Source organism: Duganella sp. GW821-FHT07F09 (assembly GCF_059418705.1).
Genome location: NZ_JBWKQJ010000002.1, coordinates 277,897 through 292,615, shown reverse-complemented (window position 1 = coordinate 292,615; position 14,719 = coordinate 277,897). Strand labels below are relative to the sequence as shown.

The 14,719-nt window shown below is 62.7% G+C and carries 12 protein-coding genes; 5 read left to right on the top strand and 7 right to left on the bottom strand.

The features are described from left to right. Positions 1-37: 37 nt before the first annotated feature. Positions 38-349 carry a hypothetical protein gene (locus AC07P1_RS06355; RefSeq protein ID WP_494694996.1) on the bottom strand — a complete coding sequence of 104 codons (312 nt, stop codon included), beginning with the start codon at positions 347-349 and terminating at the stop codon, positions 38-40. A gap of 99 nt (positions 350-448) precedes the next feature. Here AC07P1_RS06355 and AC07P1_RS06350 point away from each other — a divergent pair, with 99 nt between their 5' ends. Together AC07P1_RS06350 and AC07P1_RS06345 are read left to right on the top strand one after the other, a co-directional pair. Further along, positions 449-718 carry a MoaD/ThiS family protein gene (locus tag AC07P1_RS06350; RefSeq protein ID WP_494694995.1) on the top strand — a complete coding sequence of 90 codons (270 nt, stop codon included), beginning with the start codon at positions 449-451 and terminating at the stop codon, positions 716-718. 1 nt (position 719) lies between these two features. Further along, on the top strand, positions 720-1,808 hold the full coding sequence (locus AC07P1_RS06345) for a WD40/YVTN/BNR-like repeat-containing protein (RefSeq protein ID WP_494694994.1): 1,089 nt from the start codon (positions 720-722) through the stop codon (positions 1,806-1,808). On the opposite strand, the gene AC07P1_RS06340 is transcribed toward AC07P1_RS06345, so the two are convergent. Then, positions 1,805-2,431: a TetR/AcrR family transcriptional regulator gene (locus tag AC07P1_RS06340; RefSeq protein ID WP_494694993.1), complete on the bottom strand. Its 627-nt coding sequence runs from the start codon at positions 2,429-2,431 to the stop codon at positions 1,805-1,807. The genes AC07P1_RS06345 and AC07P1_RS06340 overlap by 4 nt on opposite strands. A gap of 86 nt (positions 2,432-2,517) precedes the next feature. Here AC07P1_RS06340 and AC07P1_RS06335 point away from each other — a divergent pair, with 86 nt between their 5' ends. Beyond that, positions 2,518-3,612 (top strand): MBL fold metallo-hydrolase, encoded by a 1,095-nt coding sequence (locus AC07P1_RS06335; RefSeq protein WP_494694992.1) that lies wholly within the window; start codon positions 2,518-2,520, stop codon positions 3,610-3,612. Positions 3,613-3,621: 9 nt separating this feature from the next. On the opposite strand, the gene AC07P1_RS06330 is transcribed toward AC07P1_RS06335, so the two are convergent. Next, positions 3,622-3,975, bottom strand: a complete 354-nt coding sequence (locus AC07P1_RS06330) for a hypothetical protein (RefSeq protein ID WP_494694991.1) — start codon at positions 3,973-3,975, stop codon at positions 3,622-3,624. Positions 3,976-4,164: 189 nt separating this feature from the next. Here AC07P1_RS06330 and AC07P1_RS06325 point away from each other — a divergent pair, with 189 nt between their 5' ends. Next, the gene (locus AC07P1_RS06325; protein WP_494694990.1) at positions 4,165-5,178 is read left to right on the top strand and encodes a substrate-binding domain-containing protein; all 1,014 of its coding nucleotides are present in this window, start codon (positions 4,165-4,167) and stop codon (positions 5,176-5,178) included. Between the two features lie 52 nt (positions 5,179-5,230). Here the strand turns inward: AC07P1_RS06325 and AC07P1_RS06320 are convergent, their stop codons facing one another. Further along, positions 5,231-6,319, bottom strand: a complete 1,089-nt coding sequence (locus AC07P1_RS06320) for a type I restriction endonuclease (RefSeq protein ID WP_494694989.1) — start codon at positions 6,317-6,319, stop codon at positions 5,231-5,233. A 397-nt stretch (positions 6,320-6,716) separates the two neighbouring features. After that, complete coding sequence (locus tag AC07P1_RS06315) at positions 6,717-7,118, bottom strand: RidA family protein (protein WP_494694988.1); 402 nt, start codon at positions 7,116-7,118, stop codon at positions 6,717-6,719. 70 nt (positions 7,119-7,188) lie between these two features. On the opposite strand from AC07P1_RS06315, the gene soxR reads away from it, so the two are divergent. Continuing rightward, complete coding sequence (gene soxR / locus AC07P1_RS06310; RefSeq protein WP_494694987.1) at positions 7,189-7,629, top strand: redox-sensitive transcriptional activator SoxR; 441 nt, start codon at positions 7,189-7,191, stop codon at positions 7,627-7,629. 129 nt (positions 7,630-7,758) lie between these two features. On the opposite strand, the gene icmF is transcribed toward soxR, so the two are convergent. Then, entirely contained in the window at positions 7,759-11,046 is a 3,288-nt protein-coding gene (icmF, locus tag AC07P1_RS06305; protein WP_494694986.1) for a fused isobutyryl-CoA mutase/GTPase IcmF, read from the bottom strand. Between the two features lie 90 nt (positions 11,047-11,136). After that, positions 11,137-14,700 (bottom strand): indolepyruvate ferredoxin oxidoreductase family protein, encoded by a 3,564-nt coding sequence (locus AC07P1_RS06300; protein ID WP_494694985.1) that lies wholly within the window; start codon positions 14,698-14,700, stop codon positions 11,137-11,139. Positions 14,701-14,719 lie beyond the last annotated feature (19 nt).

Below are 14,719 nucleotides of genomic sequence, written 5' to 3'. Positions count from 1 at the left end.
CACGCATGCATGGCCGATTACGCTACGCTAATCCGCCCTACGTGGATCCACCCTTGCGCAGGCGGCTCAGCAGCGCGTCGGCCGATTCGCTGAGCGGCACGCCGTGGCGCCGCAACAGCTGGATGTTGAGCACCATGTTCTCCAGCACCAGCTTGGCCGCGACGGCCAGCAAGGTCAAATGCTTGTCCTCGTCGCTGAAGTTCTCCATGGCGTCGGCCATCTCGCACAGGTGGTTCGAAATCAATCCCCGCAGATCATGCTCGTCGAACGGCAGGTCGGCGAAATCGATCGGGTCCTCCTTCTCCACCTCTTGCATCAGCAGTTCCAGCTCTTGCGGCGTAATCGACATGCGGTGCTCCGGTAGTTGACGCGTTTTCATTTTAGCGAAACCGGCGCCAATCCGCGTTAGAATCTGTGCTGAATCCAGTCGACCAATGAGAAAATAAACATGGCGCAACTGATTTTTACCCAGCAACTGGGTCGATTCATGACCGTGCCGCAGGTGGAGACCGACGCGGCCGATCTGCGAAGTGCCCTGGACCAGGCGTTCGACGCCCATCCGAGGTTGCGCGGTTACGTGCTCGACGAGCAGGGTTGCCTGCGCGAGAACGTCGTCATCTTCATCGACGGCCAGCGCGCCCGCGAGCGCGAACGCCTGGACGACGCGCTCGCCCCCCTCTCCCAAGTCTATATCTTGCAAGCTTTATCAGGAGGCTGATATGTCCGACCGCGCCTATCTGGCGACCCGCAAAGGGCTGTTCGAAGTCTACCGCACGCACGAGGCGTGGCATGTGGACCGGCAGCATTTTCTTGGCGATCCGGTGTCGATGGTGCTGCCGGACCGGCGCGACGGCACCCTGTACGCCGCACTGAGCCTGGGCCATTTCGGCAGCAAGCTGCACCGGCTCGATCCGGGCGCGACCGAGTGGACCGAGATCGCCGCGCCGGCGCTTCCGCCCAAGCCGGCCGACAGCGAGGACAAGGTCGAGTGGACAGTCAAACAAATCTGGTCGCTGGCGGCCGGCGGGCCCGACCAGCCGGGCGTGTTGTGGGCGGGGACCCTGCCGGGCGGCCTGTTCCGCTCCAACGACCGCGGCGACAGTTGGCATCTGGTGGAGCCGCTGTGGAACATTCCCGAGCGCAGCCAGTGGATGGGCGGTGGCTACGACGTGCCGGGCATCCATAGCATTTGCGTCGATCCGCGCGACAGCCGGTCGGTGCTGGTGGGCGTGTCGTGCGGCGGCGCCTGGCTGACCAACGACGGCGGCGAGAGCTGGGCGCCGCGCGCCAAGGGCATGGTGGCGACCTATATGCCGCCCGAGCTGGCCGAGGTGGAGGCGGTGCAGGACCCGCACCGCATCGTGCGCTGCGCGGGCGAGCCGGACAAGCTGTGGTGCCAGCATCACAACGGCATCTGGCGCAGCGTCGACAACGGCGCCCACTGGACCGAGGTGCGCGCGGCGCCGTTGTCGAATTTCGGTTTCGCGGTGGCGGTCCATCCGCGGGATGGCGAGACCGCGTGGTTCGTGCCGGCCGAGGCCGACAGCAAGCGGGTGCCGCCGCGCGCGGCGCTGGCGGTCACCCGCACCATCGACGGCGGCGGAAGCTTTACCGCGTGGCGCGGCGGCCTGCCGCAGCAGCATTGCTACGACCTGGTCTACCGGCACGGGCTGGCGGTCAGCGACGACGGCCAATTATTGCTGATGGGCTCGACGACCGGCGGCGCCTGGCTGTCGGAGGACGGCGGCGGCCAGTGGCAAACCGTCTCCACCACCTTGCCGCCGATTTACGCGGTCAGCTTCGCCTAGTCGGCTGAGTCGGCCTCACGGCCGTAGTAGGCCAGGAACATGTCGACGGTGACGTCGAGCACCTTCTGCTGCGTGGCCGGGTCCAGCGGCGGCTGGTTCAGCGTGACCTGCGGCCAGAAGGCGAAGGTCTTGAGCTGCCCCTGCAGCATCTGCGAGGCCAGTGCCGGATCGGCCTCGCGCAGCTTGCCGTCGGCCTGGGCCGCACGCAGCCATTGCGTCACGGCTTCCTCCTTGGCGCTCAGCCGCGCCACCATCTCGTGCGCGCGCGCCGGCGAATGGATCGTCTCGGCGATCGCCACGCGCGCCAGATCCAGGAAGTAGGCGTCCTGCAGCATCGCCATCTTCTTGCCCAGAATCTCCATCAGCTGTTGCCGCAATGGCAGCTCCGGCACATACGGGGTTTCCATCAGCGCCGCCGTGCTGCTCCACAACTGATGCAATATTTGCGCGAACAGTTCGTCTTTACTGGGGAAGTGGTTGTACACGGTGCGCTTCGATACCCCGGCCGTGGCGGCGATCTTGTCCATGCTGGTCGCTTCGAAACCGCTGGCGCGGAATTCGGCGATGGCGGCGTCGACGACGGCCTGGCGCTTGCGGTCGGTGAGCTTGAGGGGAAGGTTCATGGCAATTATTTTACACCGTCTGGTTTACTTTTTCAAAAATTAGAACTACACTGTGTAGTGTACATTATCCGTCCTGGAGCGTTCCGATGACTTATCAAACCGCTATCGCCAAATCCCCCTCAGGTCTTGACGGCCTAGACGGCCTGTCCGTGCCCACCGCCCCGCGCACCCGCACCGGCAAGTTCCGCAATCCGGTCAAGATGCACGCGATGGGCCTGATGCAAGGCCTGGGCCTGATGCTGCGCGTGCTGTTCGACAAGCCGGCCGACACCGTGCCGCGCCAGGCCATTCCCGTTCATGCGATCACGCAGCGCCAGTTATTGGATGCTCCGGATCGCACCCTGTTCCGCCTCGGCCACTCGACCGTGCTGCTTAAGCTTAACGGCAACTTCTGGCTGACCGATCCGGTGTTCTCCGAGCGCGCCTCGCCGGTGCAATGGGCCGGTCCCAAGCGCTTCCACAAGCCGCCGATCAGCATCGACGAGCTGCCGCCGATCAAGGGCATCATCCTGTCGCACGACCATTACGACCATCTGGACAAGGCGGCGGTGATCAAACTGGCGGCCAAGACCGAGCACTTCATCACGCCGCTTGGGGTGGGCGACCGCCTGATCGCCTGGGGCATCCCGCGCGCCAAGGTGCGGCAACTGAGCTGGTGGCAGAGCACCCAGGTCGCCGGCCTGAAGCTGGTCGCCACGCCGGCCCAGCATTTCTCGGGCCGCGGCTTGAACGACCGTAACAAGACGCTGTGGGCCTCGTTTGTTATCGAGGACCGTGGCCTGAAGGTGTTTTTCAGCGGCGACAGCGGTTATTTCGATGGATTCAAGGAGATCGGGCGCCAATTCGGGCCGTTCGACCTCACCATGGTGGAGACCGGCGCCTACGATCCGCAATGGCCGGACGTCCATATGCAGCCGGAGGAATCGTTGCAGGCGCATATAGACTTGCAGGGCAAGGTCATGATGCCGATCCATAACGGCACCTTCGATCTGTCGATGCACGCGTGGCACGATCCGTTCAACCGCATCTCGGAATTGGCGGGCGAGCGTCGCTTGCCGCTGGCGACGCCGGAGATCGGGCTCGCGCTCGATATCGCGCGGCCGGCGCTGGATGGCAAATGGTGGGTGCCGCTGGTGGAGCGGGAAACGGCGGCGGCCGAAGCTGCGGCGGCAGGTGCCTAGGCTCGGCGCCTAGGCGGTAACGTTGATCAGCTTGCCGATGGTTTGGCCCTGGGCGTTCAGTTGAGGCCTGGCGGCCGTCGGAATGGCCGCCAGCAGTTGCTCGGCGCGGTTGGGACGTTCGATCGCGCCGCTCAGCGCGGCGCCAAGTTGGATGGCGGGCGACCTTGCCGGGGCCTGCTGCTGTTGCGCCTGGGTGCTTTGCCGCTGGGTATCGGCCAGGGTTTGCCGGTCTTTCGTCAATTGGCTGCGGCTCTGCTCCAGGCGGCTGGCATCCTGGCTCACGCGTGACTGGCCCTGTTGCACTTGCCTTTCAGCTTGTGCGACCGAAGCTTGCAGTGCATTGACGGACGTTACGGTGGCCACGATATTCTCCTGGTTACAAAACGCTGGACGCGATGATGCAGAATTGACATCAATGCCTGAAGATTAGGCGATGACGGACAAAAAGGCAAGGCCGGCCGAGTGTTGTATTTCTCAATGGTGGCGGCGATCACTGTGGCGGCAGGCTCATCCGCGCCGCTATAATCAATGATCAACATTGAGCGTTTCTCTATGAATCTCCAGCTCCTCGCAAAGTTCCTCGGCATGTCGAAGACCACTGTGAGCCGGGCGTTAAACGGTTACCCTGAGGTCAATGTCCGCACGCGCGAACGTGTTCTGAAGGCCGCGCAGGAAGCCGGCTACCAGCCCAATCCGCTCGCGCGCAGCCTTGCGCTGGGCCGCACCAACGTGTTCGGCATCATTTATCCGCTGCTGCCGTCGGACTTGGGCGATCCGATGTTCCTGGACGTGGTGTCCGGCATGTCGGCCGCGCTCGAGGACGTCGGTAAGAACCTCATCATCGCGCCGGTGTCGCCCAACGCCGAGCAGCGCTCCTATCAGCAGACCGTGCTGGGCCGTCGCGTCGACGGCCTGGTGGTGGCCCGCACCCTGGTGCGCGACGAGCGCGTCGCCTTTTTGAGCAAGTCCAAATTTCCGTTCGTCGCCTACGGCCGCACCGAGCTCGACGCCCCGTACGCGTGGTTCGACTACGACAACGCCTCCGGCACCAGCATGGCGATGGAGCGCCTGCTGGCATGGGGACACAAGCGCGTGGCCTTGATCAGCGCGCCGCTGGAGATGAACTTCGCGCGCCAGCGCCGGGACAGTTTCGTCGCCTCGATGGCGGCGGCGGGGCTGGCGGTCGATCCGCGCTACTTAATCGAGAGCAAGCTGGACCGGCGCAGCGGATATCAGGCGATGCAGCAATTGCTGGCGTGCTCGCCGCGCCCGAGCGCCGTCATCGTCGACAACAATATCGCCGGCATCGGCGCGGTGCGCGCCTTGCGCGACGCCGGTGTGGAAATGGGCAAGGAAATGTCCATCATCGTCTGGGGCAGCATGGCCGACACCTTGGCCGGCGCCAACGTCACCACCATCGACCAGCCGGAGCCGGCCAAGGCCGGCGCGCGCATGATCCAAATGCTGCTGGCGCTGATCGACGGCACGCCGGCCGGCGAGTTGCACGAGCTGTGGCAGCCGGTGTTTTTGGCCGGGACGACGGTCGGACCTTGTCTGCCGCTGTAAAACATACCGAGATGTGAGAGGGAGGGGCGAGGCATGCCTCGCCTCCGGGTTCTTACGATGCTACTCGCTCTGTCGGAAGGTGAAACAAGACGGTCGCTTTCAATTGCTCGGTGTACTTGTACAAGTCATCGAGATGCTCCAGCGTGACGCGTTCCTCCTCCTTTTTGTCATTGAAGAGACCTAACGATAATTTTTGAAGATTGTTGAACCGTAAACGGCAAACCGGCTTGCGGTTATTGTCGTCAAGAAGAATTGCGCAATAGCTCTGCGAGTCGCGCATGACTATTCTGCGAGGATTGACGACATCGCGAAGAATCGACCTGATCATATGCAGGCCCTCGATCTCTTCGGCGGTCGTGACGATAAGCGTTTCCTCCAAACCTGCCGGCACCATGACAGGGGTTTGCTCTTGTGCAGGCGAGGATTCGGGAGTCATCGCACCTTTAAGACGATCATTGATGCGTTCGCCCAGCAACTGTTCGAAAGCCCTCTTGGTGAGGATGGTGAATTGATCCTTGACGGTGGGTGTGAAGCGCTTGCCAGCAAGCAGGTCAGATGACAATAGGCGGACAAAGTCTTCAGCCGGATTGGTCATCCATTCAGCGAGCCGATTCTGAATTGCCCGGGTATATTTCAAATCATTTGCTGTGGTAAGGATCGTGTCGAGATCAAACATTGTCTTGGCGAATTTTTTCAATTCATCGACGTCGCGCTCTTTGAAGTCCAGAATGTTGAACTCAAAAAACGGCTTCTCATCCATTTTGTTTGGTTGTTCAAGATCGGTAAAAAATTTGTAGGTAAGGCCGTTTGTGAGTACACCAAATCGTGCTTCGGTCACGTGGAAATACCGGAACAGCTGGCTGGCGTGATTGATGTGAAGATCCGCTCCGCTCTTCTTGCACTCAAAAAGCATAATTGGCTTACCATCCCGCAAAACGGCGTAGTCCACTTTCTCGCCTTTTTTTGTACCGACGTCGGCGACAAGTTCGGGAGTGACTTCCAGCGGATCAAAGACGTTGTATCCGAGCAGCTGGATAAACGGCATAATCATCGCATTCTTTGTTGCCTCCTCCGTTTGAATCATGTCCTTTGCGGCCGCGACGCGCGTTGCGAGTGCCCTGAGCTGATCGATCAAATCCATCTTGCATCCCCTAGTCTGGTTTCATTGGATAGTTATTTTTTCGCACCTTCAAGGGTAGTCTTGCATATTTTATAAAAAGATAGCAATAAATAAATTATCTATTTCCAATAGAAGTTGACTATTGGATTTAATGCGACAAAAAGAACGCCTATCCCCAAATGCAGATGGCGCTCACTGGAGAGGGCTGGCGATATAAACTCCGTGTGGTAAACCGTCTCTTTCGGCTTCTCTTTTGTTCTTTTTTCTCTCGTTTGGGCTCTTTTTGAAATTAGCGATCTAAAAAGAGGAAAAGAGAAGAAAAGCGAGGGGAAAAGCGAACGTTTACCACATGGGCGCGGTGCGCTGCCTCGACTGCTCTCATTCCGACGGGCTATTTATCTACATGTGTCTGCGCAACCTATTGTATTGCTGTGGCTTCGATCTCGAACAACATGCCGTTCAGCGCCAAGCGCGGCACCGGAATCAACGTGCACGCTGGCGCGGGGTTGTCGCCCCATGCGGCGCTAAGCGCGCCGCCGAAAATGCGCAGACGCTCTTCGCTATGGTCGACGATCAGCACGGTGAGCTTGGCGACGTTGGCGAGTCCGGCGCCCGCCGCCGTCAGCGCGGTTTGCAGGTTGTCCAGCGCCTGCTTCACTTGTGTTTCGAAATCTTCCGGCAGTACGCCATCGGCGGTTTCGCCGCCCTGGCCGGCGATGTAGATCATGTTTGCCGGCGCCTGGGCGACGACGACGTGGCTGTAACCGTTGGGACGCGGGTCGTACAAACCGGGTGGGTTGATGAAGGAAAGCTGGGTCATGGAGGCCTTTCGTGTGAGAAGTGTGCGAACACTATAAAATCTCAACTTAACTTGAGGTCAAGGATTTTATATGGCGTCTCCACCGAAGGAGCTGGGCGTCGGCGAGTTGGCCGAGCGGGCCGGCGTGGCCGTATCGGCACTACACTTTTATGAGGCCAAGGGGTTGATCCATTCGGTGCGCTCGGGCGGCAACCAGCGGCGCTATGCGCGCTCGGTGCTGCGCCGGCTGGCGGTGATCAAGGTGGCGCAGCGGGTCGGTATGCCGTTGGCGGCTATCGCCGAGGCGTTGAATGCGCTGCCGTCGGGGCGTACGCCGACCGTGGCGGATTGGCGCAGGCTGTCGGCGGCGTGGAAGCTGGAGTTGGAGGCGCGCATTCGCACGCTGACCCAGTTGCGCGATCAGCTGGATGGGTGCATTGGTTGCGGGTGCTTGTCGTTGAGGGCTTGTCCGCTTCGGAATGCGCAGGATGCGTTGGCGCGGGAGGGGGCGGGGCCGCACTTCGAGGCGTAGCGGGGTTGGTGGCCTGCGGTTTTGCGCCGCCGACGGCGTATGCATGGCCGATTACGCTGCGCTAATCCGCCCTACGTGTTTCCTCGGTATGTCGGGGGCAGTGGCCTTCGGTGCCGCTGCCCCGTTCTCTTACATGTTGCGGCGGTATTGGCCGCCGACTTCGAATAGCGCCGTCGTGATCTGCCCCAGCGAGCAGACGCGCACCGCTTCCATCAGCTTTTCGAATACGTTTTCGTTGTCGATCGCGGCTTGCTGCAAGGCCGCCAGCGCTTGCGGTGCTTGTGCCGCGTGACGGCTGTGGAACTCCTCCAGCCGCTTGAGCTGCGATTGCTTTTCGTCGTCGGTGGAGCGGGCCAGTTCGATTTTCTGCGGCTCGCCGGTGGCCTTCGGATTGCGGAAGGTGTTGACGCCGATGATGGGCAGGGTGCCGTCGTGCTTCTGGTGCTCGTACAGCATCGACTCTTCCTGGATCTTGCCGCGCTGGTAGCCGGTCTCCATCGCGCCCAGCACGCCGCCACGCTCGGCGATGCGCTCGAACTCCTGCAGTACCGCTTCTTCCACCAAGTCCGTCAGCTCCTCCATGATGAACGAGCCCTGGTTCGGGTTCTCGTTCTTGGCCAGTCCCCATTCGCGGTTGATGATCAGTTGAATCGCCAACGCCCTGCGCACCGATTCGTCGGTCGGCGTGGTGATCGCTTCGTCGTAGGCGTTGGTGTGCAGCGAGTTGCAGTTGTCGTAGATGGCGATCAGCGCCTGCAAAGTGGTGCGGATGTCGTTGAAGTCGATCTCCTGCGCGTGCAGCGAGCGGCCAGACGTCTGCACGTGGTACTTGAGCTTTTGCGAGCGGTCGTTGGCGCCGTACTTGTCGCGCATCGCCACCGCCCACAGACGGCGGGCGACGCGGCCGAGCACCGTGTATTCCGGGTCCATGCCGTTGGAGAAGAAGAACGACAGGTTGGGGGCGAAGTCGTCGATGTTCATGCCGCGTGCGAGATACGCTTCGACGAACGTGAAGCCGTTCGACAAGGTGAACGCCAGCTGCGAGATCGGGTTCGCGCCGGCTTCGGCGATGTGGTAGCCGGAGATCGACACCGAGTAGAAGTTGCGCACCTGGTGCTCGACGAAGTACTGCTGGATGTCGCCCATCACCTTCAGCGAGAATTCGGTCGAGAAGATGCAGGTGTTCTGGCCCTGGTCCTCCTTCAGGATGTCGGCCTGCACGGTGCCGCGCACGTTTTGCAGCACCCATTCGCGCAGCTTGGCCGCTTCGTCGGCGTCCGGCTGGCGCTTGTGTTCTTCGACGAAGCGGTCGATCTGCTGGTCGACGGCGGTGTTCATGAACATCGCCAGGATGGTCGGCGCCGGGCCGTTGATGGTCATCGATACCGAGGTGCTCGGGCTGCACAGGTTGAAGCCGTCGTACAGCACCTTCATGTCGTCCAGCGTGGCGATCGAGACGCCGGAGTTGCCGACCTTGCCGTAGATGTCGGGACGCGGCGCCGGATCGGCACCGTACAAGGTCACCGAGTCGAAAGCGGTCGACAGGCGCTTGGCGTCCATGCCGGTGGAGACCAGCTTGAAACGGCGGTTGGTGCGGAAGGCGTCGCCTTCGCCGGCGAACATGCGGGTCGGGTCTTCGCCTTCGCGCTTGAACGGGAACACGCCGGCCGTGAACGGGAAGGAGCCGGGGACGTTCTCCAGCATCAGGAAGCGCAGGATCTCGCCGTGGTCCTCGTAGCGGGGCAGGGCGACCTTGCGGATCTTGGTGCCGGACAGCGTGTGCTGCACCAGACGCGTACGGATTTCCTTGTCGCGGATTTTGACGACGTAATCGTCGCCGGCGTAGGCGGCTTGCATCTCGGGCCATCCGGCCAGCAGCTTCTTCGCGCCGGCGTCCATCGCCGCGTCGCGGTCGGCGATGACATCGTCGAAATCCGCGGTTTTATGCGCCAGCGCCAGCATGCGCTTCGATTCCGTCAGCTGCTGGCGTTCACGCGCCAAGGTCACCTGCTTGCGGGTGAACCGATGATAGCCGCGCACGGTGTCGGCGATCTCCGCCAGATAGCGCGCGCGCGCCGGCGGCACGATCACGTTTTTGCCGCTGGAGTGGCGCAGCGCCACCGCCGGCAGCTTGCCCGGTTTCGTCGGCAAGCCGAATTGCGCCAGCTTGGGCAGCAGGCCCTGGTACAGCGCGGTGACGCCGTCGTCGTTGAAGCGCGACGCTTGCGTGCCGTAGACCGGCATCTCCTCGGGGCGCTGGCTCCACAGTTCGCGGTTGCGCTGGTACTGCTTGGCGACGTCGCGCAGCGCGTCCTGCGATCCCTTGCGGTCGAATTTGTTAATTGCGATGAAGTCGGCGAAATCGAGCATGTCGATTTTTTCCAGCTGCGAGGCGGCGCCGAATTCCGGCGTCATCACATACATCGACACGTCCACGTGCGGCACGATGGCGGCGTCGCCCTGGCCGATGCCGGAGGTTTCGACGATGACCAGATCGAAGCCGGCCACCTTGCAGGCGGCGATGACGTCCGGCAGCGCCTCCGAGATTTCGGAGCCCGCCTCGCGCGTGGCCAGCGATCGCATGAATACCCGTGTTTGGCCTGCCCAAGGATTGATCGCGTTCATGCGGATACGGTCGCCCAGCAGCGCTCCGCCGGATTTGCGGCGCGACGGGTCGATCGAGATGATGGCGATATTGAGCGCGTCGGCCTGGTCGAGGCGGATGCGGCGTATCAGTTCATCGGTCAGCGACGATTTGCCGGCGCCGCCGGTGCCGGTGATGCCCAGGGTCGGCACGGGCAGGCCTTCGGCGGCGGCCAGGATTTCGGTGCGCAGCGCCGGCGCGGCCTTGTCGTTTTCCAACGCGGTGATCAACTGCGCCAGCGGGCGGTGGCGCGAGGCCACATCGCCGTCGCGCAGCGGCGCCAGCGACGTCGGGGAATACTGCGACAGGTCGATGTCGCACTGCCGCACCATCCATTGGATCATGCCGACAAGGCCCATGCGCTGGCCGTCCTCCGGACTGAAAATCCGGGTGACGCCGTAGGCGTGCAGGTCGGCGATTTCGTCGGGGACGATGACGCCGCCGCCGCCGCCGAATACCTTGATATGTGCGCCGCCGCGCTGGCGCAGCAGGTCGATCATGTACTTGAAGTATTCGACATGGCCGCCCTGGTAACTGGAGATGGCGATGCCCTGCACATCCTCCGCCAGCGCGGCGGTGACCACCTCGTCGACCGAGCGGTTGTGGCCCAGGTGGACCACCTCCACGCCGTTCGATTGCAGGATGCGGCGCATGATGTTGATCGAGGCGTCGTGGCCGTCGAACAGCGAGGCGGCGGTGACGAACCGGATTTTGTTGTTCAGGCGCGGCTGGTCCGGCACTGCTGCGATGGTCGGAGCGGAGAGGTCGTTCATGGTGTCCCTTCTATTCTGTGCGTCGATCTGTGTCGTGTTTCTATTATATGACGTTTACGTAAACGTCAAGCCAACAGTGCTGCCGTGGGGTCAGGCGGCGCGCTGCTGGCTGAATTGCGCCATCAATCGTGCCTTCTCGGCGTGGAAGACCGCAACCGCCTTCTCCTTCACATGACCGTAACCGCGTACTTTTTCAGGCAAACCCGCCAATTCGACGGCCAGCGCGTGGTTTTCCACGGTAAGCTGCCCGATCAAAGCGGTGACCATCCCGCGATATTCGACGATCAGCGCGCGCTCCATCTTGCGCTCGTCGCTGCGGCCGAAGACATCGAACGCGCCGCCGCGTAGACCTTTGAACTTGGCCAGCAGCTTGAAGGCGCTCCACATCCACGAACCGAATTCCGCCTTGACCAGATGGCCCTTGGCGTCCTTTTTGGCGAACAGCGGCGGCGCCAGATTGAACTTGATCGAGAAGTCGCCCTCGAACTGCTGTTTGAGCTGCTCGACGAAGCGTCCGTCGGTGTACAGGCGCGCGACCTCGTATTCATCCTTGTACGCCATCAGCTTGAAGTAGTACTTGGCCACGGCGGTCGACAGCTTGTTCCCCAGTCCCAGCGCGGTCTCCCTGGCGCGCACCTGCGACACCAGTTGTTCGTAGACTGCGGCGTAGGTGGCGTTCTGATATTCGGTCAGGAACTGCACGCGCTTGGCGACGATGTTCTCCAGGCTTTGCGGCATCTGCACCACGATCGCCTGCGTCGGCGTGGCCACGCGCTCGACGCGCTTCAGGTCCACGGCCGCGCGGCGGCCCCACAGGAAGCTCTTTTTGTTCGACGCGATGCCGACGCCATTGAGTTCGATGGCGCGCAGCAGCGACGCCTCGGTCAGCGGAATGCGTCCCCGCTGCCAGGCGTAACCGAGCATGAACAGATTGGCGGCGATGGAGTCGCCCATCAGCGCCGTGGCCAGCTTGGTGGCGTCGATGAAATCGGCGGCGCCTGGGCCGCCGACCGATTCCTCGATCAGCGCGCGTACTTCCGCGACCGGATACTGCCAGTCGGCGTTCTGCGCGAAGGTGCCGGGCGGCTGTTCGTGCAGGTTGATCACGGCCAGAGTGCGGCCGGGACGCATTTTCGATACCGCGTCGGCGGCGCCGGCGGTCAGCATGTCGCAGCCGAGGATGACATCCGCCTCGCCGGTGGCGATGCGCTGCGCGCGCAGGTGCGCCGGGGTTTTCGCCACTTTCACGTGCGAGGTGACCGAACCGTTTTTCTGCGACATGCCGGTCATGTCCAGCACCGATGCGCCTTTGCCTTCCAGGTGCGCGGCCATGCCCATCAGGGCGCCGACGGTGATCACGCCGGTGCCGCCGATGCCGTTGATCAGGATGTTGTAGGGTTGCTCGCACGATGGCAGTTCGGGTTCCGGCAGCGCGCCGAAGCCGTCATCGGCGTCCGACTTGCCAACCCCGGTTTTGGTTTTCTTCAGCGTTCCACCTTCGACGGTGACAAAACTCGGACAGAAGCCTTTCACGCACGAATAGTCCTTGTTGCACGACGATTGATCGATGGTGCGCTTGCGGCCGAACTCCGTTTCCTTCGGCAGGATGGAAGTGCAGTTCGACTGCACGCCGCAGTCGCCGCAGCCTTCGCACACGGCTTCGTTGATGACCATGCGTTTGGCCGGATCGGGATATTCGTTCTTCTTCCGGCGGCGGCGCTTCTCGGCCGCGCAGGTCTGGTCGTAGATCAGCACCGACACGCCTTCGACTTCGCGCAGCTCGCGCTGAACGGCGTCCATGTCCTTGCGGTCGTGCAGGCTGACCAGCGACGGCAGCGCGCCACGGTCGGTGTAGCGTCCCAGGTCCTCGGTCACCAGCGCGATGCGTTTCACCCCCTCGGCGGCCATCTGCTGCGCGATCATCGGCACCGACGTGATGCCGTCGACCGGCTGGCCGCCCGTCATCGCCACCGCGTCGTTGTAGAGGATCTTGTAGGTCATGTTGACCTTGGCCGCCACCGCCGCGCGGATCGCCAGATAACCGGAGTGGAAATAGGTGCCGTCGCCGAGGTTCTGGAACACGTGCGGGATCTTCGAGAACGCGGCCTGGCCGATCCATGGCGCGCCTTCGCCGCCCATGTGCGTGGTCAGCTTGTTGAACTCCGGGTAGATCGACGTCGCCATCACGTGGCAGCCGATGCCGGCCAGCGCCAGGCTGCCCTCCGGGACTTTTGTGGACGTATTGTGCGGGCACCCGGAGCAGTAGAAGGCGGGGCGGAACGGCGTGCTGATGGCCTTCTTCAGCACCGCGTCCTTGGCGTCGAGGAAGGCCAGGCGCGCCTTGATATGGTCGCAGGTGACCGGGTCGGAGATCAGGCGCTTGACGCGCGAGGCGATCACGCGCGCCACCTGCGACACCGAGAAGTCGGCCTTGGAGGTGAGCAGCCATTCGCCGCGCGGGGCCACCCACTCGCCTTTTTCGTCGAACTTGCCGATCACGCGCGGGCGCACGTCGTCGCGCCAGTTGTACAGCTGTTCCTTCAACTGGTACTCGACGATCTGGCGCTTTTCCTCGACCACCAGGATCTCGTCGAGGCCCTGGGCGAATTCGCGCACGCTGTCCGGCTCGAGCGGCCATGGCATCGCCACCTTGAACAGGCGCAGGCCGACGTCGGCCGCCATGTTCTCGTCGATGCCCAGTTCCTCCAGCGCCTCGAGCACGTCCAGATACGATTTGCCGGAGGCGATGATGCCCAGCTTCGCGTTCGGGCTGGTGATGGTGGTGTGATTGAGTTTGTTCTCGCGCGCGTACGCCAGCGCCGCGTAGATTTTATAGTCCTGCATCAGCGCTTCCTGATTGCGCGCCTGCTGGCCCAGCGGAATGCTCGACAGGCGGGCATTCAGGCCGCCTTCCGGCATGACGAAATCGAGCGGGATTTTGACATCGACGCGGAACGGATCGGCATCGACGGAGGCCGACGATTCGACCGTGTCGGCCAGCGCCTTGAACGCCACCGTGCAGCCGGAAAAACGCGACATCGCCCAGCCGTGGATGCCGAGGTCCAGGTACTCCTGCACGTTACAGGGATAGAGCACGGGGATCATCGACGCCGAAAACAGATGGTCCGACTGGTGCGGCAACGTCGACGAATAGGCGCCGTGGTCGTCGCCCGCCACCAGCAGCACGCCGCCGTGCTTCGAGGTGCCGGCGTGGTTCATGTGTTTGAAGACGTCGCCGCAGCGGTCCACACCAGGGCCTTTGCCGTACCACATGGCGAAGACGCCGTCGTATTTGGCCTCGCCGATCAAATCGACCTGCTGCGAACCCCAGACGGCGGTCGCCGCCAGGTCCTCGTTCACGCCCGGCACGAACTGCACGTGGTGCGCCTCCAGGTGCGGCTTGGCCTTCCACAGGTTCTCGTCGAGGCCGCCCAGCGGCGAGCCGCGGTAGCCGGAAATGAAGCCGGCCGTGTTCAAGCCGGCCGCCTGGTCGCGCACGCGCTGCATCATCGGCAGGCGCACCAGCGCCTGTATGCCGGACAGGAAGATGTCGCCGTGGGTCGCTGTGTATTTGTCGTCGAGGCTGACGGTGGTCAGTCGGGCGCTGTCGTCTCTGGCGGACGTTGCAGGGCCGGGTGCCGTGGTATCGGGCATGGGAGGTCTCCGTTTTTGG

Excerpts from the sequence above, each read along its gene's own strand:
- AC07P1_RS06325 (WP_494694990.1), top strand. The coding sequence starts at position 4,165 with ATGAATCTCCAGCTCCTCGCAAAGTTCCTCGGCATGTCGAAGACCACT.
- AC07P1_RS06355 (WP_494694996.1), bottom strand. The coding sequence starts at position 349 with ATGTCGATTACGCCGCAAGAGCTGGAACTGCTGATGCAAGAGGTGGAG.
- AC07P1_RS06350 (WP_494694995.1), top strand. The coding sequence starts at position 449 with ATGGCGCAACTGATTTTTACCCAGCAACTGGGTCGATTCATGACCGTG.
- AC07P1_RS06335 (WP_494694992.1), top strand. The coding sequence starts at position 2,518 with ATGACTTATCAAACCGCTATCGCCAAATCCCCCTCAGGTCTTGACGGC.
- icmF (WP_494694986.1), bottom strand. The coding sequence starts at position 11,046 with ATGAACGACCTCTCCGCTCCGACCATCGCAGCAGTGCCGGACCAGCCG.
- AC07P1_RS06315 (WP_494694988.1), bottom strand. The coding sequence starts at position 7,118 with ATGACCCAGCTTTCCTTCATCAACCCACCCGGTTTGTACGACCCGCGT.
- AC07P1_RS06300 (WP_494694985.1), bottom strand. The coding sequence starts at position 14,700 with ATGCCCGATACCACGGCACCCGGCCCTGCAACGTCCGCCAGAGACGAC.
- AC07P1_RS06320 (WP_494694989.1), bottom strand. The coding sequence starts at position 6,319 with ATGGATTTGATCGATCAGCTCAGGGCACTCGCAACGCGCGTCGCGGCC.
- soxR (WP_494694987.1), top strand. The coding sequence starts at position 7,189 with ATGGCGTCTCCACCGAAGGAGCTGGGCGTCGGCGAGTTGGCCGAGCGG.
- AC07P1_RS06340 (WP_494694993.1), bottom strand. The coding sequence starts at position 2,431 with ATGAACCTTCCCCTCAAGCTCACCGACCGCAAGCGCCAGGCCGTCGTC.
- AC07P1_RS06345 (WP_494694994.1), top strand. The coding sequence starts at position 720 with ATGTCCGACCGCGCCTATCTGGCGACCCGCAAAGGGCTGTTCGAAGTC.